The 24,529-nt window shown below is 36.3% G+C and carries 18 protein-coding genes; 4 read left to right on the top strand and 14 right to left on the bottom strand.

The window, feature by feature from the left end; translation table 11 throughout:
• The 6 genes from AC5SR4_RS13775 to mnmA all read right to left on the bottom strand — a co-directional run bounded on the left by AC5SR4_RS13775 (window position 1) and on the right by mnmA (window position 6,273).
• A complete protein-coding gene (locus tag AC5SR4_RS13775) occupies window positions 1-576 on the bottom strand; it encodes a phosphatase PAP2 family protein (RefSeq protein ID WP_495356852.1) in 576 nt (191 codons plus the stop codon).
• A gap of 52 nt (window positions 577-628) precedes the next feature.
• Window positions 629-856, bottom strand: a complete 228-nt coding sequence (locus AC5SR4_RS13770; RefSeq protein ID WP_495356851.1) for a DUF8828 family protein — start codon at window positions 854-856, stop codon at window positions 629-631.
• 36 nt (window positions 857-892) lie between these two features.
• Entirely contained in the window at window positions 893-2,272 is a 1,380-nt protein-coding gene (locus AC5SR4_RS13765) for an MATE family efflux transporter (RefSeq protein WP_495356850.1), read from the bottom strand.
• 238 nt (window positions 2,273-2,510) lie between these two features.
• Complete coding sequence (locus AC5SR4_RS13760) at window positions 2,511-3,452, bottom strand: NAD(P)H-dependent flavin oxidoreductase (RefSeq protein WP_495356849.1); 942 nt, start codon at window positions 3,450-3,452, stop codon at window positions 2,511-2,513.
• A complete protein-coding gene (locus AC5SR4_RS13755; protein ID WP_495356848.1) occupies window positions 3,452-5,059 on the bottom strand; it encodes a S8 family serine peptidase in 1,608 nt (535 codons plus the stop codon). Before AC5SR4_RS13755 ends, AC5SR4_RS13760 begins: the two co-directional genes overlap by 1 nt.
• 26 nt (window positions 5,060-5,085) lie before the next feature.
• Window positions 5,086-6,273, bottom strand: coding sequence for a tRNA 2-thiouridine(34) synthase MnmA (mnmA, locus tag AC5SR4_RS13750; protein WP_495356847.1), 1,188 nt, complete (start codon window positions 6,271-6,273; stop codon window positions 5,086-5,088).
• Between the two features lie 175 nt (window positions 6,274-6,448).
• Here mnmA and AC5SR4_RS13745 point away from each other — a divergent pair, with 175 nt between their 5' ends.
• Window positions 6,449-7,414 carry a fasciclin domain-containing protein gene (locus AC5SR4_RS13745; protein WP_495356846.1) on the top strand — a complete coding sequence of 322 codons (966 nt, stop codon included), beginning with the start codon at window positions 6,449-6,451 and terminating at the stop codon, window positions 7,412-7,414.
• A gap of 123 nt (window positions 7,415-7,537) precedes the next feature.
• Here AC5SR4_RS13745 and AC5SR4_RS13740 read toward each other — a convergent pair whose 3' ends face one another.
• The 7 genes from AC5SR4_RS13740 to AC5SR4_RS13710 form a co-directional block, all read right to left on the bottom strand.
• Window positions 7,538-8,212 carry a toxin-antitoxin system YwqK family antitoxin gene (locus AC5SR4_RS13740; RefSeq protein WP_495356845.1) on the bottom strand — a complete coding sequence of 225 codons (675 nt, stop codon included), beginning with the start codon at window positions 8,210-8,212 and terminating at the stop codon, window positions 7,538-7,540.
• Window positions 8,213-8,443: 231 nt separating this feature from the next.
• Window positions 8,444-10,339 carry a membrane protein insertase YidC gene (gene yidC, locus AC5SR4_RS13735; protein WP_495356844.1) on the bottom strand — a complete coding sequence of 632 codons (1,896 nt, stop codon included), beginning with the start codon at window positions 10,337-10,339 and terminating at the stop codon, window positions 8,444-8,446.
• 47 nt (window positions 10,340-10,386) lie between these two features.
• Window positions 10,387-12,027 (bottom strand): CTP synthase, encoded by a 1,641-nt coding sequence (pyrG, locus tag AC5SR4_RS13730; RefSeq protein WP_495356843.1) that lies wholly within the window; start codon window positions 12,025-12,027, stop codon window positions 10,387-10,389.
• A gap of 146 nt (window positions 12,028-12,173) precedes the next feature.
• On the bottom strand, window positions 12,174-12,401 hold the full coding sequence (locus AC5SR4_RS13725; protein WP_495356842.1) for a DUF3820 family protein: 228 nt from the start codon (window positions 12,399-12,401) through the stop codon (window positions 12,174-12,176).
• Between the two features lie 2 nt (window positions 12,402-12,403).
• Window positions 12,404-14,338: an amino acid ABC transporter substrate-binding protein gene (locus AC5SR4_RS13720; protein WP_495356841.1), complete on the bottom strand. Its 1,935-nt coding sequence runs from the start codon at window positions 14,336-14,338 to the stop codon at window positions 12,404-12,406.
• 76 nt (window positions 14,339-14,414) lie between these two features.
• Window positions 14,415-15,950, bottom strand: a complete 1,536-nt coding sequence (gene guaA / locus AC5SR4_RS13715) for a glutamine-hydrolyzing GMP synthase (protein WP_495356840.1) — start codon at window positions 15,948-15,950, stop codon at window positions 14,415-14,417.
• A gap of 60 nt (window positions 15,951-16,010) precedes the next feature.
• Entirely contained in the window at window positions 16,011-17,384 is a 1,374-nt protein-coding gene (locus tag AC5SR4_RS13710; protein WP_495356839.1) for a pyridoxal phosphate-dependent decarboxylase family protein, read from the bottom strand.
• Window positions 17,385-17,632: 248 nt separating this feature from the next.
• Here AC5SR4_RS13710 and AC5SR4_RS13705 point away from each other — a divergent pair, with 248 nt between their 5' ends.
• On the top strand, window positions 17,633-19,492 hold the full coding sequence (locus AC5SR4_RS13705; RefSeq protein ID WP_495356838.1) for a tetratricopeptide repeat protein: 1,860 nt from the start codon (window positions 17,633-17,635) through the stop codon (window positions 19,490-19,492).
• A 223-nt stretch (window positions 19,493-19,715) separates the two neighbouring features.
• Window positions 19,716-21,398, top strand: coding sequence for a hypothetical protein (locus AC5SR4_RS13700; RefSeq protein ID WP_495356837.1), 1,683 nt, complete (start codon window positions 19,716-19,718; stop codon window positions 21,396-21,398).
• 40 nt (window positions 21,399-21,438) lie between these two features.
• Here the strand turns inward: AC5SR4_RS13700 and bshC are convergent, their stop codons facing one another.
• Window positions 21,439-23,043 carry a bacillithiol biosynthesis cysteine-adding enzyme BshC gene (gene bshC / locus AC5SR4_RS13695; RefSeq protein ID WP_495356836.1) on the bottom strand — a complete coding sequence of 535 codons (1,605 nt, stop codon included), beginning with the start codon at window positions 23,041-23,043 and terminating at the stop codon, window positions 21,439-21,441.
• A 217-nt stretch (window positions 23,044-23,260) separates the two neighbouring features.
• Between bshC and AC5SR4_RS13690 the strand changes: the two genes are divergently transcribed.
• Window positions 23,261-24,526 carry a carboxypeptidase-like regulatory domain-containing protein gene (locus AC5SR4_RS13690; protein WP_495356835.1) on the top strand — a complete coding sequence of 422 codons (1,266 nt, stop codon included), beginning with the start codon at window positions 23,261-23,263 and terminating at the stop codon, window positions 24,524-24,526.
• Window positions 24,527-24,529 lie beyond the last annotated feature (3 nt).

The following is a 24,529-nucleotide window of genomic DNA, read 5'->3' as shown; positions in this document are numbered from 1 at the left end:
CTAGACATTTACCATCCCAAAGCGTTTTAACAGGTATATGGACAACCTATAAAATACGTACCCAGAAATAGCACCAAAGGTTAATCCGCAAATAATGTCTAGTGGATAATGTACACCAACATATATCCTACTGTATGCAACTACAGCACTCCAAAACAAGAGTATAAAGATTAAATTTTTAAAATAGGGTCTTAGTAACAACCCTGCAAAAACAGCCGCAGCCATAGAATTAGACGAATGCCCCGAAAAAAATCCGTACTTACCACAACGTACAGCAATAAAACGCATCTGGTCTATTAAATCGGCTTCACCACAAGGACGGGGCCTGGCAAAACCACGTTTAAAAACATTGGTTATCTGGTCTGTAAACGTAATCATCAACGCCACAGTAATTACAAAAACAATAAGGGACTTAACACCAAACTTTTTGTACAACAAAAACAATAAGATAGAATACAGCGGAACAAATGTTATTTTATGTGTTATGGTTAACCATAAATTATCCCATGTTGGTGAACCTAGGTTGTTTAAAAATAAAAACAGTTCGGTATCATATTCTAAAAGTTGCTCAATCATTCAAATTTATTTTAGTAACCTTAATTTTGGCTTAAAATTAAAAAAATATGTGCTATTCTTCATATTTAGCAATTTCAGAATCATAAAATTCTGTGGCTAGTTTAACCATGTTCTCAGTTTCTGCAAGTAATTCTTTTTCATCCTCTGCATCAAAATCCTCAAACCATTCAATCTCGTCATCTTCAAGATTAATAATAAATCTGGGAAATTCGGTATGGATAACAAAAATAGCATTGGGGTAATCGGTGTTATCGCCTAGTATGAATTTTGGTAACGCCATAATGGTTGTTAGTTGTTAGTTGTTAGTTGTTAGTTGTTAGTTGTTAGTTGACAAAATTAGCTTTTTCGTTAAATAATTAAACCGAATATACAATAAAATCGCTGCTGTAGTTAATCCTGCCAACAAACCTAACCATATACCGAAGCTGCCTAACGCAGATGATTTCCCGAAAAACCAGCTAATGGGAAACCCAACGAGCCAATAAGATATAAATGTTATAAGCGTTGGTATTTTTACATCTTGCAACCCTCGCAATGCCCCTAATACAATTACCTGAATACTATCACTTATCTGGAAAATAGCTGCCACTATTAACAATTTAGAAGCAATGCCAATTACTTCGGTGTTATCTAATAAATTATCAACATCATCAAAATCCACATACAATTTTGGTAACTGATTATGAAACAAAAAGAACATAACAGCAAAGCAAGAGGCTAGAATAATACCCAAAAGAAAAATTGAAAATGCTATACGTCTTAAATCTATGTAATTTTGTAGGCCCTTTTGGTTACCAACACGAATCATAGATGCCACACTTAACCCCATAGCAACCATAAAGGTCATGGATGAAAGGTTTAAAGCTATTTGGTTGGCTGCTTGGGGGTTTTTACCCAAAAGTCCGCTTAGCCATATAGCTGCAGTAAAAATAGCCACCTCAAAAAACATTTGCATGGCACTGGGAGCTCCTAAGTTCAATATCTTTTTAAACATGGCATTATTTAAAGTCCACAACTTAATGTTTGTAACCATACTTTTAGACTTTTCTTTTCTTGCAAGCAATACCCAAAGGTGCCAAGCCATTATTATTCTAGATATGAGTGTGCCATAGGCTGCACCCACAATGCCCATTTCTGGAAGTCCCAGCTTACCAAAAATCAATACATAGTTTAAAACAATATTTATAATGTTGGCCAAAATAGTAGCATACATAGGGTAGCGCGTCATAGAAAGGCCATCACTAAATTGCTTAAATGCTTGAAATACAACTAAAGGTATTAATGATATGGCTACCAGATCTAAATAAGGTATCGCCAATGCAACCACCTCTGGGGGTTGCTGCATTAAATACATAAGTGGTTTTGCAAAAAATACCATTAAAAAAAGTAGAATGCCTAAAACCGTACATAAAAATAGACCATGCTTAAATATTAATTTCCCTTTTTTAATATCTTTTTCGGCATCTGCCTCTGCAATTAAAGGTGTTAAGGCTGTTGAAAACCCTATACCTAAAGACATGGCTATAAACATAAAACTGTTACCTAGGGAAACGGCAGCGAGTTCAGCTGTTCCTAGCTGCCCCACCATAATATTATCAATAAAACTAACAAAAGTATGCCCCAACATACCTAGTATTACTGGTGCTGACAACTGCCAGTTATATTTAAATTCTTTTGTGTAACTTTTTATTTGCATGCAGCAAAAGTAAACTTTAGATTAGGTACATCTTAACAAATGTTAATAACTCTAAACAACTTTCGATTAAATAAAGACAGTATTTTCTTAACTTGCGTCATCTTAAAAATGCTCTCTGATAAATAATTAATAGCAATGAGAAACATATAGCTTGATTTTTATAAGGGATTAAAAATATTCGGGGCTTGCCGTTTCTATAATTAAAGGGGAAAACTAGTTTTCCCCTTTTTTATTCTGTTTACAGGTGCGACATACGATCTTTTGCCTGTTTAAATTCCAGAACCATATCTTCAACAATTTGCGACACAGGCTTTATATCATGAATTAAACCAGAAATCTGTCCTATTTCCAGTTCCCCTTCTTCTAAGTTCCCCTCAAACATACCCTGTTTGGCACGAGCTCTCCCCAATAGTTGCTTAAGATCATCAACTGTTGGTGCTGTTTTATAAAGCGACTGTATATCATCATAAAACTTATTTTTAATTAAACGTACTGGTGCCAACTCTTTTAATGTTAATTGCGTATCGCCCTCTTTAGCCTGAACCACCATTTGCTTAAAAGCATCATGCGCCGAGCTTTCTTCACTAGCCACAAAACGACTGCCTACTTGTACACCATCGGCTCCTAAAACCATCGCAGCTAGCATCGCAGCTCCAGTGGCTATGCCTCCAGCAGCTATCAAAGGAATGGTAATGTGCTCTTTCACCATAGGTATCAACGTAAATGTGGTTGTTTCATCCCTCCCATTATGTCCTCCGGCCTCAAAACCTTCTGCCACAACAGCATCAACACCAGCTTCTTGCGCCTTTAATGCAAACTTTAAACTGCTCACCACATGAACTACCGTTATGCCTCGTTCCTTTAACCAAGAGGTCCATGTTTTTGGGTTCCCTGCAGAAGTAAACACTATAGTAACCCCTTCTTCCACAATTATGTCCATAACCTCCGCTATGTTTGGGTATAACATGGGTACATTAACACCAAAGGGGTTATTCGTGGCTTTTTTACATTTTTGAATATGCTCTCGTAGTACCTCTGGGTACATAGACCCTGCTCCAATAAGTCCCAAAATACCTGAATTACTGGCTGCAGATGCCAACCGCCAACCACTGTTCCAAATCATTCCTGCTTGAACAATGGGGTACTTAATATTAAATAATTGGGTAATTCTATTAGCCATTACTTCTTTATTAATTTAAAGGTCTTATACGCACTTGTAGTCTCAATTTTTGCAATATACATACCTTTTGATAATGTAGATATATCTATTTTGTTATGGTCTTTAGAAACCATATAGTCATTTATTTTTTTTCCTAAAACATCAAATAAAGTTACTGATGCATATTTTGCAGACGATGGTATCATAATAAATACCTCACCACTTGTGGGATTAGGATACAAGGTAATATCTGTGATAATGGCTTCGTCACTATCCATTGATATCCCTAAATTGTAAGCCAAATACAAATTGGGAATACCAAACCCCAAAAAATAATCGGGTGCACTGTATTGTGATGCCGATTCCCTAACCAATTGCATAATCTCGGCATTGGTTTTATTAGGTAAGGCTTGCCACAAACAAACAATACCTCCCGCTAATATAGGAGAACTAAAAGATGTTCCGTTTGCTGTTCCAATGGCATTGTTTTGTGTTATAACATAACTGGATTGTCCTTGTGCTACCACATCAGGCTTTTGGGTTGGCTGTATGGCACTTCCCTTAGAACTAAATGCAGCATATCCTTCTGAGGCGTTTACAGCTCCAACGGACAGCACATTAGGCGAATCGGCTGGTGCATTAACACCATTATCGCCATCGTTTCCAGCAGAATTAATCAGTAGCAATCCTTTCTCAAAAGCGATATTGGCTCCTTTGGTAATAAAAGCTGTATAACCATCTAGACTGGTATTGGGATGTGTATAATTAGGATTATCATAAGTTTTATATCCCAGGGACGTATTAATTACATCTACCCCCAAACTGTCTGCGCGTTCGGCAGCCTCAACCCAATAACTTTCCTCTACAGGGTTCTCACTAGCACTATCTTCGGTAACAAATAGGTAATAAGAGGCGTCTGGTGCCGTACCAACATACTGGTTTTCTATATAACCGGCCATAGTACTTAAAACCAAGGTGCCATGATTGCTTAGGGCATTGGTATATACATCATCATCCCGATTAACAAAGTCATAATCATCTAAAAGGTTTCCATCATCCCTTAGTTTTTGAAACGCTGCCATGGTATTTACGTTAGGAAATCCTGCATCCAATACCGCCACAGTCATACCTGTTCCAGTATAATCATCTAAATGCAAATCATTACCATGAATCATCTCTATTTGGTTGGCCGCATTGCCATAATTAAAATCGGTTGTTACCACTTCCAATTTAGATATGGTTTTCTGTTTAACCATTTTAGAGGTATTCAAGTTTTTATTTGCAAAATCTATGGCACTTACAAAGCTTAAACCTGTAAGTGCATTAATATCAGATTGGCTTCCCCTAACATGCACGGCGTTAAACCATTTAGACTTCGCTAATACGGTAATACCTGTTTGGGCTTTAAGTTGTAAAATATAGGTTTCGTTAACGGGAACATCACGGACATCTATAACAACACCATGCGCATTTTTTCTATCAATGGCCTTTTGTGTTAAAATGGTAATGGGATTGGCTATGGCGTTGGTTACATTAGCTTTATCGGTTAAATAAATCCATGCATCTTCTTGTGCCAAAAGCATTGCTTGATAGCTAAATAGCATGACAAAAAGCAGGATTATTTTCATTACAAAACGATTTAAGCTATTGCAAGTTATGAAATTACTCCCGAACCTACCAACTCATCATTTATATACCACGCCACAAACTGCCCTTCGGTTATGGCAGACTGAAATTCCTCAAATTCAACATATAATCCGCTTGACACTTTGTGCAAGGTGGCCTTTTGTAATGGCTGTCTGTAACGTATTCTTGCTTTAACTTGCATAGTATCATCAACTCGCAATGCCAAATCTGTTCTTATCCAATGCAGTTCCTTATTGGTTACAAATAGGGCCTTTTTTAATAAACCAGGGTGTTCTTTTCCCTGCCCGGTATAAATAACGTTTTCCTCTACATTGGTATCTATAACAAATAGAGGCTCTAAAGTGCCACCAACCGCTAAGCCTTTGCGCTGCCCCTTGGTAAAGTAATGGGCGCCTTGGTGTTTGCCTACAACTTTACCATAATCTATTTTATAATCTATTTTACGAGATAGGTATTGCAGCTTTTCTTCTTCAGAATTAAAACTGGGTATTTCCTCACTAAAAATCGTCTGTTCTTTAGGAATTTCTACAATAACCCCCTCTTTGGGCTTTAATTGCTGTTGAAGAAAATCTGGTAACTTTACCTTACCAATAAAGCAAAGTCCCTGAGAATCTTTCTTTTCGGCAGTCACTAAATCCAATTCCGTAGCAAGCTTCCTTACTTCTGGTTTTGTTAACTCCCCTATTGGAAATAAGGATTTTGCCAACTGCTCTTGTGATAACTGGCATAAAAAATAAGATTGGTCTTTATTAACATCAACACCTGCCAGTAATTGATAGATGGCTTTACCATCTTTTTGAATAACCCCTTTTCTACAATAATGGCCCGTAGCCACATAGTCGGCTCCCAACTCCAATGCAATATTCATAAAAACATCAAACTTAATCTCTCTATTGCACAATACATCGGGGTTTGGTGTACGTCCCTGTTCGTATTCATGAAACATATAATCTACAATACGTTCTTTATATTGCTCACTTAGATCGACTGTTTGAAAAGGAATGCCCAACTTTTCGGCAACTAACATGGCATCGTTACTATCATCCAGCCACGGACATTCGTTTGAAATCGTTACAGAATCATCATGCCAGTTTTTCATGAACAAGCCAATAACCTCATAACCTTGCTGCTTTAACAAATAAGCTGCAACGCTAGAATCTACGCCTCCAGATAACCCTATTATAACTCGTTTCATCAAAAAAAAAATTAGTGCACAAAGATACGTATTATTATAAAATTTAATCAATAATTAAGAGTAATCTAACAAATCTGTATACTTAAATGTTTTACTATTTTAAAAAAAAGTTAAACAAAATTTGACTTTTTGTTTAATTATATATTATATTTGTTAAACAAAAAAATATATGGATATGAAAAAGTTAAAAGATTTAAAGAAATTAGCACTGTTAGTAATTGGCCTTGTGGTCATATTTTCTTGTAGTGATGATGACGATTCAACTCCCGAACAATTAAACATTGTAGAAACAGCACAATCTGTGTCAAACTTAAGCATCCTGGTTGATGCCGTAGTTAAAGCTGGTTTAGTAGATGCTCTAACCGCCGAAGGCAATAAAACCGTTTTAGCACCAACTAATGCAGCATTTACAGCTTTTTTAAACGCTAAAGGCTTTAGTTCGCTATCTGAAGTGCCTAATAACGTCCTTACCCAAATCTTGTTAAACCACGTTATTCCCGATGCCAATATTGAGTCATCGGTACTTTTAGGTAATACAGGGTATGCAAATACTTTGGCCGATGGACCCAATGCTACAAAGTTAAGTCTTTATTTTAACGGTACTTCTGGGGTTTCCTTTAATGGAGGTGCCTCAGTTATAACGGCCGATGTAGAAACTTCCAACGGTATTGTACATATTGTTGATGAGGTTATAGATTTACCCACCATTGCTACATTTGCCACCTCAAATCCTGCATTATCTATTTTAGTTGAAGCCCTTGCGTATGCAGATACAGGCTCGCCAACGGTTCCATATATACAAACCGTTTCTAATGCAACAGCTGGGCCATTTACTGTATTTGCTCCAACCAATGATGCCTTTGCATCTGTACTAGTTGAATTAGAAAAGACGGCTTTAACAGATCTTGAAACATCTACGGTAGATGCTGTTTTATTGCACCATATTGTTAATGCTAATGTACAATCCAGCCAGTTAACAAGTGGTACAGTTTCTACCCTTGGTGGCGATATTACTGCCGATGCCTCATTATTTACCTTAACAGATGGCAACGGAAGGGTAAGCAATATTGTAACCACTTTGGTAGACATACAAGCAACCAATGGTGTAGTGCATGTTATTGATAAAGTAATTTTACCTTAAATAGGGAACATTAAAATATTAGTTAGTAGTTGTAGTTGGTTTAGTTTGGCAATTGATTAATAGCAAAAATTGCCTATGAAAAAGAGGCTCCTTAAGAAATTAAGGAGCTTTTTAATTATAGCATTAATAAGTGAAATCCTTTTCATCAACTAAGGTGCCATCTTCATAGTATTTCCAAATACCATGCTTTTTATCATTTTTATAGGCGCCTTGTACAATTAATTCACCTGTTGGGGCGTAGTATTTAGACATGCCATGCAGTTCTCCATTTGCATAAACCAGTTCACTTAAAACCACATTTTTCTCCGAATAGGTTGTTGTAAGCCCATCCTGTTTGCCCGATTTATAATTTTGGTGCTCAGCTACTTGTCCATCAGGGTAGTAAACAAAACGCTCGCCTTCTAAAAGCCCCACGTTATTATAGGTTTCTAAAATTAATAGCTTTTTCGAATCTTTTTGGTAGTATTTCCAGGTACCTATGTATAACTTCCCGTCCATTTGTCCCTCACTGATAATTTTTCCGTTTGAAGCCAAAAACTTCACATCCGCTATGTTACTATCTTTACTAAATAATTTTGTGGCCGTAAGCACCGCTTTGTTATTTATGTACTTGTAAAACTTAAACAGTCCCACTTCCTTGCCATGGAAAAAGGCTCCTTCATACCTTAGCACATCTGTATCCTCAAAATACTTTTTCCAAATACCGTGGCGTTTGCCTTGCCCGTCAAACTGATTTATGTTTTGGGCCGTTACCAAACAGGTTGTTAAAAATAAAATAATGATTAGTGGGTGTTTCATATGTACTTTTTTAAGTATCTAAAATGCAACTAAATTTGTATCAAAATTAAACAATATCCATAAGTCACCAAATATTAAAGCGCTGATTATGACCTCTATGCCATTGACTAGTTGGTAAAAGTTAATCAGTCCAACTGATTAGGTTAATCTGTTGGACTGATTAAGTTAAAGTCTTGAACTAATTAGGTTAAAGTTTTGAACTGATTAAGTTAAACAGTCGGCTATATCCTATTACTTACGCTTTTTTTGTATCTGTTTTTGTTGCTCGGCCTGCTCCATCATTTCTTTCATCTTCTTCTGGAAACGACTTTCTTTTTTCGGTTTCTTTTTCTTTTCTTGAATTTGGGCATGTATCTTATCCTCATCTAGGATATAGTTTTTAATGACCAATATAATACCGATACTGATGATGTTGGAAATAAAATAATACAAACTCAACCCAGAAGCATAATTGTTAAAAAAGAACAACATCATTACGGGTGAAAAGTACATCATGTACTTCATCATTTTACCCATATCGGGCATCCCCTCCTGCTGTGGTTGTGTGGCTACCTGTTGCCCTGTGGTTAAACGCATGTAAAAGAATATGGCAATTGATGCCAATAACGGAAATAAACTTACGTGGTCACCATAAAATGGAATTTTAAATGGCAGTTCGGCAATGGTATCATACGACGATAAATCTTCGGCCCAAAGGAAGCTTTTTTGGCGTAAATCGAACGCTGAAGGGAAAAACTGGAACAAGGCATAAAATACGGGCAATTGTATTAATGCCGGTAAGCACCCAGCCATAGGGCTTGCTCCTGCCTTGGTTTGTAAGGCCAAGGTTTCCTGTTGTGCCTTCATTTTGTTGTTTTTGTGCTTTTCGCGGATAGCATCCAGTTCTGGCTTTAAGATTTTAAGTTTGGCCTGCGATAAGAACTGTTTGTATTGCACAAAGGATAATAATAATTTAATGGCAATGGTCATCACAATAATAGCTATGCCGTAAGGCAAGAAGCTACCCAAAAGTGCAAAAAACGGAATGAACAGGTGTTTGTTTATCCAACCAAAAATACCCCATCCAAGAGGCACGATTTCGTCTAAATTCCTGTCATAGGCTTTTAATATTTTATAATCGCTGGGCCCATAATACCAATTCATATTTTTATTAATCTCGCCACCTGCAAGTTCAATAGGTAATTTTGTGGCAAAGGCTTTGGTATATACCGTATCTACATCTTCATTCTGGACTAAGTTTTCAGACTTAAAATAGCCCGTTTTAAAAGGCGTGTCTGTTAATAATATGGAGGTAAAAAAGTGTTGTTTGAAGGCTACATACGTAACGGCTTCTGCGTTATCTTCTGTAAGCTCCCGCTGCCCTAAATAATCATCCTTACCGTCTTCATACTCAAACACCACCTCGGTATAACGGTTTTCGTAGGTCAAGCTTTTGGCATGACGGTACGTTTTAAGGGTCCAATCTAAATTAATGTCTTGTGAACTATTGATAACATCACTTAACCCTTGTGAACGGATATTAAAATCCATCATATAATCATCATCCTTCAAAGCATAGCGGTATTCTAAAAACTTAGATTCTGATACTTTAAGCTTCATAGAAACCACTGTTTGATCACCATTTTTGGTAACTGTAGGCTCAAAATATAAATCCTTTGTATTTAGAATTCTGCTATCGGTTGTTCCAAAATTGATATTAAAAGCAGCATTGTTGTCTTTTATAATGTAGATGGGTTCTGATCTAAAATCGACAAACTTCTTTAGCTTAACTTCTGAAAGGTAGCCCCCTTTGTTATTGAATTTTAAGGTAAGCAAATCTGTTTCTACAGTAGTTTCCGTATCAGAGGCATTGGCTGCAGAATAAGCAAAAGCCCCTAATTTATTTTTTAAGGCCTCTAATTTTAAAGAGTCTGTTCCTGCTGAAAAGTCATCGGCAGTTGTAACAAGTGTTTCGTTGTCTTGTGGTTTGCTAGCTTTTTTATCGGCTTCAACCTGTTCTTGTTTGGCCTTTTCTTGGGCCTCAAGTTCTTCTGGCGTAGGTTGGTTTTGCCAGAGCATGTACATTAAAATTCCGAAAATAAGTACAAACCCTATTATCGAATTAATATCAATTTTTTTTTCTTCCATTTATTTCAATTTTAGCTCAACCCCATCTGTCAAAAAGCTGTCCAATATTAATTTTGTGCCATTCTGGCATTCACATGTCTCTTTTTATAGTTTAAAGCGGCCTTAACAAAGGCCACAAATAAGGGGTGTGGATTTGCTACGGTACTCTTATATTCTGGGTGGTATTGTACCCCTACAAACCAAGGATGATCTGGAATCTCTATAATTTCCACCAATCCTGTTTCTGGGTTTAAGCCCGTTGCCAACATACCCGCTTCTTCCATAGAAGCCAGGTATTTACCGTTAAACTCATAACGGTGCCTGTGGCGCTCTTTAATGTTTTCAGACTTATAGATGTCGCGAACAGCACTTCCCATTTTTAAATCACAATCCCAAGCCCCTAAACGCATGGTACCACCTTTATCGGTAATATTCTTTTGGTCTTCCATCAAATCGATAACCGGATTGCTGGTATTCGGGCTCATTTCAGTAGAATCGGCATCACTAATTCCTAAAACATTTCTGGCAAATTCAATAACGGCCATTTGCATACCTAAACAAATACCAAAGTAAGGTACTTTATGTTCCCTAACATATTGTACGGCATCTATTTTACCTTCTATACCACGCTCGCCAAACCCTGGTGCTACCAAAACACCATCTAAGTGCGCTAGCTTAAGCTTAACATTGTCTTTGTTGATGTATTCAGAGTGTATGGATTCTACATTCACACGTACTTCATTCTCGGCACCAGCATGGATAAAGGCTTCCAATATGGATTTATAGGAATCTTGCAATTCTACATATTTCCCTATCAGGCCAATGTTTATTTCGGTTTTAGGATTTTTATGTCTTTCTAAAAACTGATTCCATCTGGTAATATCTGGCTCCGAACTTTCTAGGGCCAGTTTTTTTAATACAACCTTATCCAATCCTTGCTGTAACATTAGGTTTGGTACATCGTATATGGTGGAAGCGTCTATAGACTGTATCACAGCCTCTTCCCTAACGTTACAGAATAGGGCTAGTTTTCTTCGTAAATCTGCTGGTAAGTCGTGCTCGGTTCTACAAACCAAAACATCGGCCTGCACACCGCTTTCCATTAATGTTTTTACACTATGCTGTGTGGGCTTGGTTTTTAATTCGCCTGCAGCCGCTAAATACGGCACTAAGGTTAAATGAATAACAATACCGTTATTATCGCCCAAATCCCAACGCAATTGGCGCACGGCTTCTATATAAGGCAACGATTCAATATCTCCAACCGTTCCGCCTATTTCTGTTATAATGATATCGTAATCGCCCGATTGTCCTAAAAGTTGAATACGCTCTTTTATTTCATCGGTAATATGCGGAACAACCTGTACCGTTTTACCTAAAAATTCACCGCGACGTTCTTTTTGAATAACACTTTGGTAGATGCGTCCTGTAGTTACATTGTTTGCCTGACTAGTTGCTACGTTTAAAAAGCGCTCATAATGCCCTAAATCCAAATCGGTTTCTGCACCATCTTCTGTAACATAACACTCCCCATGTTCATAGGGGTTTAGTGTTCCTGGATCTACATTAATATAAGGGTCTAATTTTTGAATGGTTACTCGGTATCCTTGTGCCTGTAATAGCTTGGCAAGAGATGCCGCTATAATACCTTTTCCTAGTGATGATGTAACCCCACCGGTTACGAATATAAATTTTGCTGTCGTTGTCATGTTGCGCTTATAAACGCAGGCAAATTTACAAAATTAAAATAGTTAATTCCGAATTGTTTTTTAGTTATTTAATAGGTTGTTATTAACAATATAGAAGACCGAAAATTTTAAATGCAAACACCCCTAACTAGTTAAAACTTTGAAATTCATTTAGGATACTGCTTTCTAATATTTCGTACCAAATCCTCTAAGCCATTTAATTTAAGCTCGTAAACCTGTTGAAGCATATTACCCAATTTTCCTTTGGGGAAGCCTTTTTGGTGGTACCAAACAATGTAATATTCGGGCAGGTCTATTAAATAGCGGTCTTTATATTTACCAAAAGGCATTTTGGTATGCGCTAAATCTATAAGGAATTGTTTATCGGGCAGCAAACTTACTGTTTTACTTCTACAACGGACAGGTTATCATACTTAACCAAATAGACAGAAGCATTATAATACCCGCCAAACAGTTGTTTTTTGTAACTGAATTTGTTTTCTACATATTCGGTAAGCGGTGTTTGGTTTACCGACATATATAAATCTTCTGATGTAACCATACGCAGCACAACATCCATAGTTAAGTCAAACCCTTTAGTAGCACGCTTATCTGGTGTTACACCATACGTTTGTTCATACTTTTTAACAAACATATTGTTATCTGCTTCATTATAACTTCTTGCAGATGTAGCAAAATGAAATTTAAGTCTGGATAAGTGCTCATTAGAAATATCGTCACTTTCAAAAGCGCCATTAAAATTGGTTGTAACCAATACAATTTCAATGCCTTCCAGTTTTTTGTCCTTATCTTCTTTTTGGATTAAAGAAGCCAAAATACTAGTTGCATTAGATGCAAAACCATCATTTTGGGTTTCTAAAAATACTATGTTCCTACCTGGCTTTAGAACATTCTTTATATCATCAACTAAAACGTAGTTTTCATCTTTACCTTCTTTGTTCTTTCTTGAATATACCGATCTAGCATATGCGAACTCCCGCTTAAGATCGCTGGCAACGGTTGCGTTCTTGGAATCTGAAATAATGATGATGTTTTTAGGCAATGTGTCGGCCTTTACAAAATTTATAATTTCAGTTTTCAATAAATTATCAGCTGGCCTTGATTGAAATACATTGTCATACAGTTTTAAATTGGTGCCAATTGGCGATATTACAGGGGTGTTGTATGGTTTTAATGCTGTAGCGACTTTATCAAAAGTCTCTGGGGTTAACGGCCCTATAACAGCATTTACATCTTCAAAATCATTTTCATTAATAATCCTATTAACTTCACTTACTTGGTGCTTGGTATCGTAAACGTCTACTTTAAGCGACACTCCTAAGGCTTTTAAGGAATCTATAGCCATTAACACGCCTGAATAAAAATCAAGGGATGCATTAAGGTAAGGGTCTTTTTTTATGCTTCTTTTGGTTCCTGAAACAGAATCGAAATCAACACGATTTAATCTAAACGGTAGCATAACTGCTATATGCTTGGTACTAAAATCTGATATCCTATTACTTAAGTTGGTCTTTTCCGGTTCACGTTCTAAGACACCAATACCCGAACTGGAATACGGTATTTTTAATATCATCCCTTCTTTTAAACCGGCTTCTTTTAATTCTGGGTTTAAAGTCTCTAACTCACTTTGCTCGAGGCCCAACTTAATTTTTAAACGGTAAAACCCTTCTTTGGGCAATACTTTATAATAACTATACCTTTCATCTACTTCTTTCTTACTGGCATCGTCCAAATTTGGTACATAAATTTGCTGTCCTTCTTGCAGTGTTTCGCCCATATTAGGGTTAAGCTCCTCCAGTTCTTTTATGGTAATGCCAAATTTATACGCAATACGCCATTTACCCTCTTTGGGAAGTACGATATAAGGTTTTGTAGCCTCTACTACTTCTTCTGTTTCAGTTATTTTAAATATTGGAATTTGAAGTTTATCGCCTTTTTGCAGTGTATTGGCATATAAAAATTTGTTGTACTTTTTTATATCATCTTCTGTAATGTTATAGCGCTTTGCTAAGCTGTACAGCGTTTCTCTTCTACTAACTCTATGATCTCTAAAGCCCTGCAGTTCTTTGGTTATTGTAACTTTAGGTGGGTTGGCTTTTGAAATGGGGATAATTAATATGGTATTGGGCTTTAGTCCCTTTTTTAAATCGGGATTTAGGGTGTAAAGTTGAGATTTTGTTACATGGTAGCGTGCTGTAATCCCTTCTAGGGTTTCTCCTTTTTTTACTTGGTGTGTACTAAAATTTTGTGCACTAATTGTATTAAAACTAAATAACAACACTAAACATAAACCGGAAAAAAATCTAATCATCTATACTTTAATTTTTATTTACCATAAAAATGACAACAAACATGCCAAAAGTGAACTTAAACATCCTATATACGTATTACTCCCACTCTATAGTTGCCGGCGGCTTCGAACTTATATCATAAACTACTCTATTAACGCCTTTTACCTTATTTATTATATCGTTGGATGTTTTTTGAAGAAATTCATATGGTAAATTCACCCAATCGGCTGTCATACCATCGGTACTTTCTACAGCTCTAAGCGCAACACATTTTTCATAAGTACGCTCATCGCCCATCACCCCTACACTGTTTACGGGCAACAACATGGCTCCTGCCTGCCATACTTTATCATATAGGTTCCATGCTTTTAGGCCATTAATGAATATAGCATCAACTTCTTGTAAGATACGTACTTTTTCTGCAGTGATATCCCCTAAAATACGAATAGCCAGCCCTGGGCCTGGAAATGGATGACGCCCCAATAACTCTGGATTTATACCCAATGTAGCCCCCACACGTCTTACTTCATCTTTAAAAATAGCTCTAAGCGGTTCTACTATTTTAAGCTTCATAAAATCTGGTAAGCCACCTACGTTATGGTGACTCTTTATGGTGGCAGAGGGTCCGCCTGTTGCCGAAACACTTTCTATAACATCGGGGTAAATGGTACCTTGTGCCAACCATTTAACATCTGCTATTTGGTGGGCTTCATCATCAAACACCTCTATAAAGGCATTACCTATGGCTTTTCGCTTTTTCTCGGGGTCATCCACCCCTGCCAAAGCATCTAAAAAGCGCTTGGAAGCATCCACGCCTTTAACGTTAAGCCCCATGCCCTCATATTGTTTTAAAACGCTTTCAAATTCGTTTTTACGAAGCAACCCATTATTGACAAAAATACAGTATAGATTTTTACCAATGGCCTTGTTTAAAAGCACTGCTGCTACCGTAGAATCTACACCCCCCGATAAACCCAATACTACTTTGTCGTTACCAACTTTTTTTTGAATGGCTTCAACAGTTTCCTCTACAAAAGAATCTGGTGTCCAGTCTTGATTAAGACCAGCAATAGCTACCAAAAAGTTTTGAAGCAATTGTTTGCCATCGGTAGTATGGTACACTTCAGGGTGAAATTGAATGGCATACGTTTGCTCGTCTTCAATTTTATATGCTGCATTTGTTACATCATTGGTACTGGCTATTAGCACACCTTTTGTTGGTAATTCCTTTATGGTATCACTATGGCTCATCCAAACCTGACTGCCTTCCTGGATGTGATCGAAAAAAGGCTCTTCCTTTTTTATAAAAGACAGATTGGCACGACCATACTCCCTAGTATTTGAAGGTGCTACATTACCCCCTGAAAAATGAGCTAAATATTGAGCACCATAGCAAACAGCCAACATGGGTTTTTTACCTCTAATGTTGCTTAAATCTGGATGCAATGCTTCTTCACCTCTTACAGAAAAAGGACTTCCTGAAAGAATTACAGCCTTGTAGCTTTCAATATTTGACGGAATTTTGTTGAATGGATGTATTTCGGAATATATGTTGAGTTCCCTAACTCTACGGGCAATTAACTGGGTGTATTGCGATCCGAAGTCTAAAATTAGTACCTTGTCATGTTGCATGCGCAAAAATAGTAATTGATTTTTTAATGACGAATTAGGATTCGTGATTTTTTTAAAATTTTATTGCATCGTATCTAAAATCATAGCGATATCATTTTCTGTGGTATCTGGGTTGATAAAACAGAAGCGCGATACCGTTTCATAACGATCACCGGTTTTCCATTTTGTGGGTGTTACCAATGCAAATTCTGCTTTGTGGTTGGTATAGGTCCAATGGGTGTAATCCTCTGGTTGCCATCCTATTCTTCTATATAAAACACAGGACAGGCTGGGTGCCCTTACCAATTCCACATAGGGTCTTTCTTCAATCATTTTCCCTGCTATTTGGGCTAATTCTATACCCCGCTCTACAGCTTTCTTATACCTATTGGTTCCATGCATAGCCAGAGAAAACCATAATGGCAATCCCCTAACACGTCGGGTTAACTGAATTTGGTAATCGGTCGGGTTAAACCCTTGTGCCCCTTCATCTTTAAATATATCTAAATAAGAGCCTTCTTGTGCATGGGCATTTTTGGCTAATTCTGGTTGTTTGTAAATTACAGCACCACAATCGTAAGGTGAAAACATCCATTTATGGGGATCGATGGTTATGCTATCGGCCAACTCAATACCCGTAAACAAATGCCTTACAGAATCGGCCACCAAAGCACCGCCACCATATGCAGCATCAACATGAAACCAAAGGTGCTCTTTTTGGCAGATTTTACCAATACCCTGTAAGTCGTCAATAATACCCGCATTGGTAGTGCCTCCTGTAGCTACAACTGCAAACAACCGTTGCCGTTGATGTGGCGATAAGTCTGCCAGGGTACTTTGCAAGGCTTTGGCTTCCATTTTATCTTCTGTATCTACCAATAGCACATCAATATCAGCTACTTTTGCCATAGCCTTTATAGACGAATGGGCACCTATGGAAGTAATGATAAGCCCTTTCTCTCCTTGGTTTTGGCTATTTAAACTACGCCAATACTCTCGGGCTGTTACAATTGCTGAAAGGTTTGCCGCCGTACCGCCACTTGTAAATACACCAAAAGCACCTTTTGGCAATCCCGTTAGGGACACAATCCACTTCATGGCTTCGTTTTCACAAAAAATACCGCCAGCGCCTTCCATCCAATAAGCGCCATGAATACTGGATGCCGATGTTACCAAATCGAACATCACGGCCGCTCGGGTTGGCGATGCAGGTACGAATGCCAAATGCCTTGGGTGGTCAATCGCCACATTGGCTTTCATTAAATGGGTTTTCCATAAATTAAACGCTGTTTCCCCGCCTATCCCTGTTTCTGTAATGGTTTCTCCAACAAGTGCTTTTAATTCGGATTCTTTTTTAGGTTTTCCTATTTTATTATCTGTAGATGATATTCTGTCTATGGCATATTTCATGACATCTAATGTCATTTCAACAAGCTCCATGTCTATTTTATGCATATTAACTTATATTAGTAAATTTAAACGCTTTCATTTAAAAAGGTGCATAAATTTAATGCTAAGTAATGGATTTTTTGTCCTAAAACCTTTAAATCCTACATAGTAAATTAATAACTATTTGATTTACAATTAACAAATAAGTACTTTTATCTTGGTGAATTAGAGATGAGAAAAGAGAGAAGAGATGAGATGGGGACGAGAATTGAAAAGTTTAATAGCTGTCAGTCTAATATCTAAAAAAAAAGCATATGACGCAAAACAGTGTATTTACAATCATCTTTTTAATTACATTGAGTGTTTTTTCCCAAAACGATAAACAAATAGATAGCTTAACCCAACTTATAAGGGGCACTGATAACGACACCCTAAACGCTAGGTATTATTTGGAACTGTCTGACCTGACTTTGTATAACGACCAAAAGAAAACATTTCAATATCTAGAAATAGCCGATTCTCTTTACAGCAATTCCAATAACTATAAAGGCCTAGCTAATTTATATGCACAAAAAGCAAATTACTTCTATCGATTGGGTGAAATCGATTCTGCTAGATTTTATCTTAATCAATCTGTACAAAAGTCGCTGCAAGTAAAAGACACTCTTAGAGCTGCTGTTATAAGGCATAACCTGGGCATTTTAGACCACTACCAGGGCAACACCGAGAATGCCGAAAATATTATGGCTACTAATATTCTTATTTTTAAAAAATACCACGATTCACTTCACCTTGGTAATGCTTATTTAATGAATGGTAAAATAGCGATGACCAACGGCTATTATAACATTGCTATTGAAGAGACCTATAAGGCATTAAAAATCCATAAATCGATAAACGATACTTTTAGAATAGGTGAAGACTTATTTCAAATAGGTATTATGTACCAAACAACCAATGAACATAAAAAAGCCATTGATATTTTTAACGAAAGTATTGAATATTATGGCAAGATCAATAATGAACAAAGTATTGCCCAAGCTTTAAACTACATAGCCGATTCTTACATTAAGCTAAAAAATGATACGCTTGCACTAAAAAATTTAAATGAAGCTTTAAGCATTTCCCAAGCTTTGGATTATAAAGCCAATACGGCCCGGGTATATACCAATTGGGGACTTCTAGAGTTTTCAAATGAACAATATAACAACGCCATTGATTTTTTTGAAAAAAGTTTACGCTTATGGGAAGCTATTGACTCCCCCAACAATGAAGCTTATACCTTTTTATACTTAGGCAGGTCGTTTTCAAAAAAGCAAGATTACCAAAAAGCACTTTACCACTTAAATAAATGCATTAAAATATCAAATACCATTAAAGAACCAGAAATTTTAAAGCAAGCTTTTTTGGAAAAATCTCAGGTTCTTGAAAACCTTAACAATTTTAAAGAGTCCCTTACTTTTTTTAAGAAAAGCAAAGTTATAAGCGATTCCATTTTTACAATAGAACAAACTAAGGCAACTGAAGAATTAAAAACCATTTACGAAACCGAAAAAAAAGAACAGCAAATTACCTTACAGGAAAACAAGATTGAACTCTTAGAACAAAAAGATGAAATAAATAAACTACAAAAATTATTACTAAGCGTTGGTATGCTACTAAGCTTAGGCATAGTTGTTTTTGGGTTTTATGGGTTTCGCCAAAAATTAAAAAGAAACCAATTGGAAAAAGAAAAAGTTGATGCAGAGCTGGCCTTTAAAAAGAAAGAGTTAACCACCCATGCCCTGCACTTGGCAAAGAAAAATGAAGTGCTAGAAGGCTTAAAGCAAAAAGCGAAAGAATTTAAAGCCTCAACTGATAATTCTAATGGCTATCAACAACTTATTAGAACCATTAATTTTGATTTACAGGATGATAACAACTGGAAAAATTTCAGCAAATATTTCCAGGAAGTCCATAAAGACTTTAACAGCAATGTAAAACAAAAATTTCCAGATGTTACTGCCAATGAGCTACGCCTCATGTCACTTTTAAAAATGAATTTATCCTCTAAAGAAATTGCCAGTATTTTAAATGTTTCTCAAGAGGGTGTAAAAAAAGCGCGCTATCGTCTTAGAAAAAAATTAAACATTAATACCGACGATTCCCTTCAAGATTTAGTACTAAGCCTTTAAAGCCATATTTACAGGGCTTTCCTGCATACATTCTAAATTAATTTAAGAATGTCCACCCGTTGTCCACCTGCTTTTTTTTCCTTCAGCGATTTTATAGTATAGGTTTGTTTTGCCATTAGTTTGGCAATAACCGTTTTGTGGTGTCTTACGCCTATTTGGGCTGCAGACCGCTAGGGCGTGAGGCCATACAAAACAAATGTTAAACCTATAAAATACAAACATCATGAAACCACAAAACAACTTATTAAAACCATGGTTTGTCTTATCATTTTTCCTAATGGCTATGGCATGCAGCAAAAGTGATATGGATGCACCTGATGGCGGGGGCTCTAATGGAAAATTAGAAGCCACTACGTCTAATATTAACGAAGCAGATTTTGAATATGACGAAGGCCAACTGGGCCTTAGTATAAGTTCTCGTAATTTAACCAGAAAGGGCTATGCCCCTACTAAAGCTATTGTAACAATAAACGATGGTGAAAAATCTGGTAGTTATGAAGTTGATTTGGATGCAGATACCAATTTGGCACTGTTATCCTTTAACAATAAGGATTTAAGTGAAACAGCCAAAACCGAACTTAAAAATGGAGTGCCCATTGATGTTGTAATACAAGACGCCACAGGCATAGAACTTGCTGCATATAGCAATTCTAAAATTACGTTTAAATCCAGTCCCGATGACACCGAAGTTGATGACGAGAATAAACTTGATATCAACCCAATAATACTTGATGACCAAGTTGATTATTACATGCAAGTATTAAGTGATGATGCCAATGCTGTACGGGGTGCACCCTCTGCTACTTTAAGAACATCTACATCTGATTTAAGTACTGAGATTAAAATACGTGTTAGTTCTGACCTTGATTACATTAATGATACAAGCCAAACCATTCCATTTACCAAATTCCGTTTTGAGGTTGTTGACCAAGTCAATAATATATACAATATTTACAATCCCAATGGTAGCAAAAAACATTACCTGTTTTTGAATGCTAGTGATAATAAACTGTACGTTCAATCTGAAGCGAATATTACATACAATGGTGGTGGTAACACAAACGCTTCTGAAATTGATAGATATAAATTCAAAATTCAAAAAGTTGGTATTGGAAAATATATTATTATTTCAATACCATCCAGAAATCCATTATATGCGCCAGCGGGTCAAGTCGTTTTTAATACCTCAGGCACAAATGCTTCTTATTTTAGGATTTTAAATTTTGATATTGAATGGGATATACAATCCATAAGCACAAAATTTCAAAATCCTATCCTGCCACCTGCCCAAACCTTAGCCTCTTATAATACGGCACTTAAAAACTGTAGCAGTGGCCAATTAAGTCAGGAAGTTGGTATTGAAGAAAGTAAAACAAGAACGGACACCTACCAGTGGAGCGAATCTATACAAGTATCCAGTAGTAAGGAGTCCAGTGAATCATCTAGTATTTCAACAACAGTGGAAGCTAGTGTAGATTGTCAGTTTTTTGGAACTTCAACGTCTGTTACAGCATCCTCTACCAGTAGTGTAGCGTATACCCATAGTACAACCGAAACCAAAACAGAGACCTCTGAAGTATCTACTTCTAAAACAATAACCGTAGGTACCAAAAGAACCATAACAGTACCCCCGGGAAGAGGCACAAGTGCGGCTGATATATACCAAGTTTATTATAATATCAGGATTCCGTATGTACAAAAATATAGAGTGCGTGCAAAATTCTCTGATAACAGCTCACTAAGCGGTGAAGAAATTATGACGCAATTTAATTTTAATGGCTTTTCTGGAGTTGTTACAGAAATTGGTTCAGATTATATTGAAGTTAGTGTAAAAGGCATTACCACCATAGATCAACTTATACAAACCTCAACCGAAACAAGAGATATTCCAAATGCTTGTTCTTAAATAAGATCATGTAAAGAGGGTGCTTTAAAAACACCCTCTATTACATTGATAAAATTGTGAATTCGCTTTTTAAAGGATCTAATCGTTCTATTAAGTAAGGTATAAGTGCCTCACCATATTCCAAATAAAACTCAGAAAAATTAGCGTTGCGCTCTTGTAAACTTTGGTTTGGAAACAGCTCGTTTTGCAACTCGGTCATTCTAAAAACCTGATCTTGCAACGTCTTCTTTTGGGCTTTCAACAAACGCTTTTCTAAGTTATCCAATCCTTTTAGCTGTTTTACTTCTTGAGCTTTAACGGCTCCTAAAAATGATTTATCGGTTTGCTTGGCCAAATCATACAAGGCCTTAAACTGTTCTTGTAAATGCTTCTTTTGGGTAGAAAAATCAATATCTATATTAGATATCTCCCTTACCTTTTTATTGATAAAAGCATCCCGTTTTAAGAAGATGTCCTGATTGGTAATGTTTAACTTTTGAAGTTTCTTTTGCTGTTGTTTTGATTGAATTAAAACGGAATTACGAAGTAACAACACAGGAAAAGGCACACCTACTTGATTAAAAAAGTCCTTTAACTGAAACCAATAGGCCAATTCGCCACCACCACCAATATAACAAAGATTTGGGAGAATGACTTCTTGATACAAGGGGCGCATAATAACATTGGGCGAAAAATGTTCTGGTGCTTGGTTAAGATGTGCTATTATTTCGGCTTCTGTCCAGCTAATCTCGGTATTCAACACCTTATATATCTGATCTTCAAAAACAATGCGCTCTCTAAGATTATCCTTTAAATAGAATAGATTTATTTCTCTGGGGTTAACTTGAATATTATAGGAATGACCCGGTAATTCATTAAGTTGGGTACTGGTTTTTGTAACAGCACTAAATGCGGTTTGGTGTTTTAGCTCTTCAGCCATATAAGGAATAAACTGCTTTTTTAATGTGCTACAATTGGCATCAATAATAACCAATCCGTATGCCTTAAACAATTCATTTGCCAAATACCGTGTGGCTTCGGTTAAATTGGTGTGTTTTATATAAGCTTCTTTAAATAATGTCTTTAGGTCTTCTGCATGCTTGCTATGCCCTAAATCTAAAGCAAAAAGCTCTAAAACGGCTTCTAGACCTTCGGTTGACAAGTCGCCAACGGCTCCAGCCGCAGCTTTGTTCCAGTGCACCTTTTTACCTTTAAAATTAAAATAATTGATTTCCTCAAAATCATGGTCTTCCGTAGCCATCCAATATACAGGAACAAAAAAGTCCGTTGGATACCTTTTCCTCAAAGCTTCGGCTAAATTGATCGTGGAAACTATTTTATATAAAAAATACAATGGTCCTGTAAATAAGTTTAATTGATGGCCCGTTGTAATCGTATATGCATTGGAATGTATTAATGCCTCTATGTTTTGCCTAGTTGCTTCCGATGTCTCAACAGCTTTGTATTGCTCCTTAAGGGCTGCTACCAATACCGTTCTGGATGAGGCATTAAACCTTGCTCCTTTTTCATCTATTTGCTCCTTAAAATTCTCAAGATTTGGAAAACGGTTATAAAACGGTTTTAACTCAGGCTTTTCATCTAGATAATCGCAAATAAGTGAAGAGAAATAGCCTGTGTTTTTAAAAGTAATTCCGTTTGGCTGCATAGTTTTTATAAAAATTTATAGGTATGTAAATATACAGTTTATATGTTTTTTAAAATCTAAAAAAATAGTTAAGAGTTCTATGCACGCACATCTAAATGTACACTAGCCCATAATTAATTGTAAAACAGTATTTTAACATAAAAATTAACTTAAAATTCGCAATTGAGATTTATTTTTTTTGTATTTTAATGCTATTCTATATTAAATTTTGGAAATCATGAAAAACAACTTGTTCCTGCCGTTGGTTATATGCTGTGTTATTTTTATTAGTAGCACCTGCTTTACAAATGCTCAAGATACGATGCCTTTTAAGGAAATTAAAGGAAAGATCATTGACGAAAACACCAATGAACCACTAATCTTTTCAGATTTGGTAATTGATGGTTCTAACATAAGTACCATTTCAAACTCGGATGGGGAATTCGTTTTAAAAATTCCTGAAACGTATTTAAATGCTACGCTTATTGTTTCCCGCCTAGGCTATCAAAAAAAAGAAATACAGATCAATACCATCAAAGACAACGAGAAGATTACTTTAGCACCTGCCGTTACCGAACTAAACGAAATAAAAATTACAACCACTTCTAAAGATGCTAGGTCTTTATTTATGGCCACCCTAAGAAAAAAGCATGAAATTTACAATACAAACAATACGTTAATGACTGCTTTCTATAGAGAAACCATAAAAAAAAGACGTAAAAATGCTTCACTTTCTGAAGCCGTGGTACAAATACATAAACAGCCTTACAATAACTTAAAAAAAGACAATATACATCTTGTAAAAGCTCGTAAAAATACCGATTACTCACGGTTGGATACGATTGCTCTAAAATTACAGGGCGGACCGTTTAGTAATTTGTATACTGATATTATTAAGTATCCCGAATACATATTTACCGAAGAGGACCTTCCGTACTATGATTTTAGCTTTGGAGAAGCTACACAAATTAATGACAATCTGGTATATGTTATCAATTTTAAACAAAAGCCAGGCGTAAAAGTTCCCATGTACTATGGCAAACTTTATATTGATGCCAATACACTAGCACTTACCAGTGCTGTATATAGCTTGAATGTTGAAAACAAGATATTATCCAGCCAAATGTACGTTCGAAAAAAACCTGCCAGAGTGGATGTGTATCCTACTGAAGCAAATTACCGTGTAAATTACCGAACCCAAAATGGCAGATGGTATTACTCGTATAGCAATATTCTATTAACCTTTAAAGTTAATTGGAAAGGCAAACTGTTTAATAGTGTTTACACGTTAAATAGTGAAATGGCTGTAACAGATTGGAAAATAAAAGATTCTAAAACTTCTAGGTTAAAAGACAACTTAATAATTCGCCCCACGACAGTGCTCACAGATCAAGTGTCTGGTTTTTCAGATCCAGAGTTTTGGGGAGAATACAATATTATTGAGCCTGAAAAGTCAATAGAATCTGCTATTAAAAAAATACAAAAGCAGCTTAAAAAAACGTAACAG

The organism is Aestuariibaculum scopimerae (assembly GCF_059428085.1).
The sequence above is the reverse complement of the archived record's forward strand: the minus strand, read 5'-3'. Positions and strand labels throughout refer to the sequence as shown.

Bases quoted from the DNA above. Each gene is read 5' to 3' on its own strand.
- AC5SR4_RS13775 (WP_495356852.1), bottom strand. From the start codon at position 576: ATGATTGAGCAACTTTTAGAATATGATACCGAACTGTTTTTATTTTTA.
- AC5SR4_RS13770 (WP_495356851.1), bottom strand. From the start codon at position 856: ATGGCGTTACCAAAATTCATACTAGGCGATAACACCGATTACCCCAAT.
- AC5SR4_RS13765 (WP_495356850.1), bottom strand. From the start codon at position 2,272: ATGCAAATAAAAAGTTACACAAAAGAATTTAAATATAACTGGCAGTTG.
- AC5SR4_RS13760 (WP_495356849.1), bottom strand. From the start codon at position 3,452: ATGGCTAATAGAATTACCCAATTATTTAATATTAAGTACCCCATTGTT.
- AC5SR4_RS13755 (WP_495356848.1), bottom strand. From the start codon at position 5,059: ATGAAAATAATCCTGCTTTTTGTCATGCTATTTAGCTATCAAGCAATG.
- mnmA (WP_495356847.1), bottom strand. From the start codon at position 6,273: ATGAAACGAGTTATAATAGGGTTATCTGGAGGCGTAGATTCTAGCGTT.
- AC5SR4_RS13745 (WP_495356846.1), top strand. From the start codon at position 6,449: ATGAAAAAGTTAAAAGATTTAAAGAAATTAGCACTGTTAGTAATTGGC.
- AC5SR4_RS13740 (WP_495356845.1), bottom strand. From the start codon at position 8,212: ATGAAACACCCACTAATCATTATTTTATTTTTAACAACCTGTTTGGTA.
- yidC (WP_495356844.1), bottom strand. From the start codon at position 10,339: ATGGAAGAAAAAAAAATTGATATTAATTCGATAATAGGGTTTGTACTT.
- pyrG (WP_495356843.1), bottom strand. From the start codon at position 12,027: ATGACAACGACAGCAAAATTTATATTCGTAACCGGTGGGGTTACATCA.
- AC5SR4_RS13720 (WP_495356841.1), bottom strand. From the start codon at position 14,338: ATGATTAGATTTTTTTCCGGTTTATGTTTAGTGTTGTTATTTAGTTTT.
- guaA (WP_495356840.1), bottom strand. From the start codon at position 15,950: ATGCAACATGACAAGGTACTAATTTTAGACTTCGGATCGCAATACACC.
- AC5SR4_RS13710 (WP_495356839.1), bottom strand. From the start codon at position 17,384: ATGCATAAAATAGACATGGAGCTTGTTGAAATGACATTAGATGTCATG.
- AC5SR4_RS13705 (WP_495356838.1), top strand. From the start codon at position 17,633: ATGACGCAAAACAGTGTATTTACAATCATCTTTTTAATTACATTGAGT.
- AC5SR4_RS13700 (WP_495356837.1), top strand. From the start codon at position 19,716: ATGAAACCACAAAACAACTTATTAAAACCATGGTTTGTCTTATCATTT.
- bshC (WP_495356836.1), bottom strand. From the start codon at position 23,043: ATGCAGCCAAACGGAATTACTTTTAAAAACACAGGCTATTTCTCTTCA.
- AC5SR4_RS13690 (WP_495356835.1), top strand. From the start codon at position 23,261: ATGAAAAACAACTTGTTCCTGCCGTTGGTTATATGCTGTGTTATTTTT.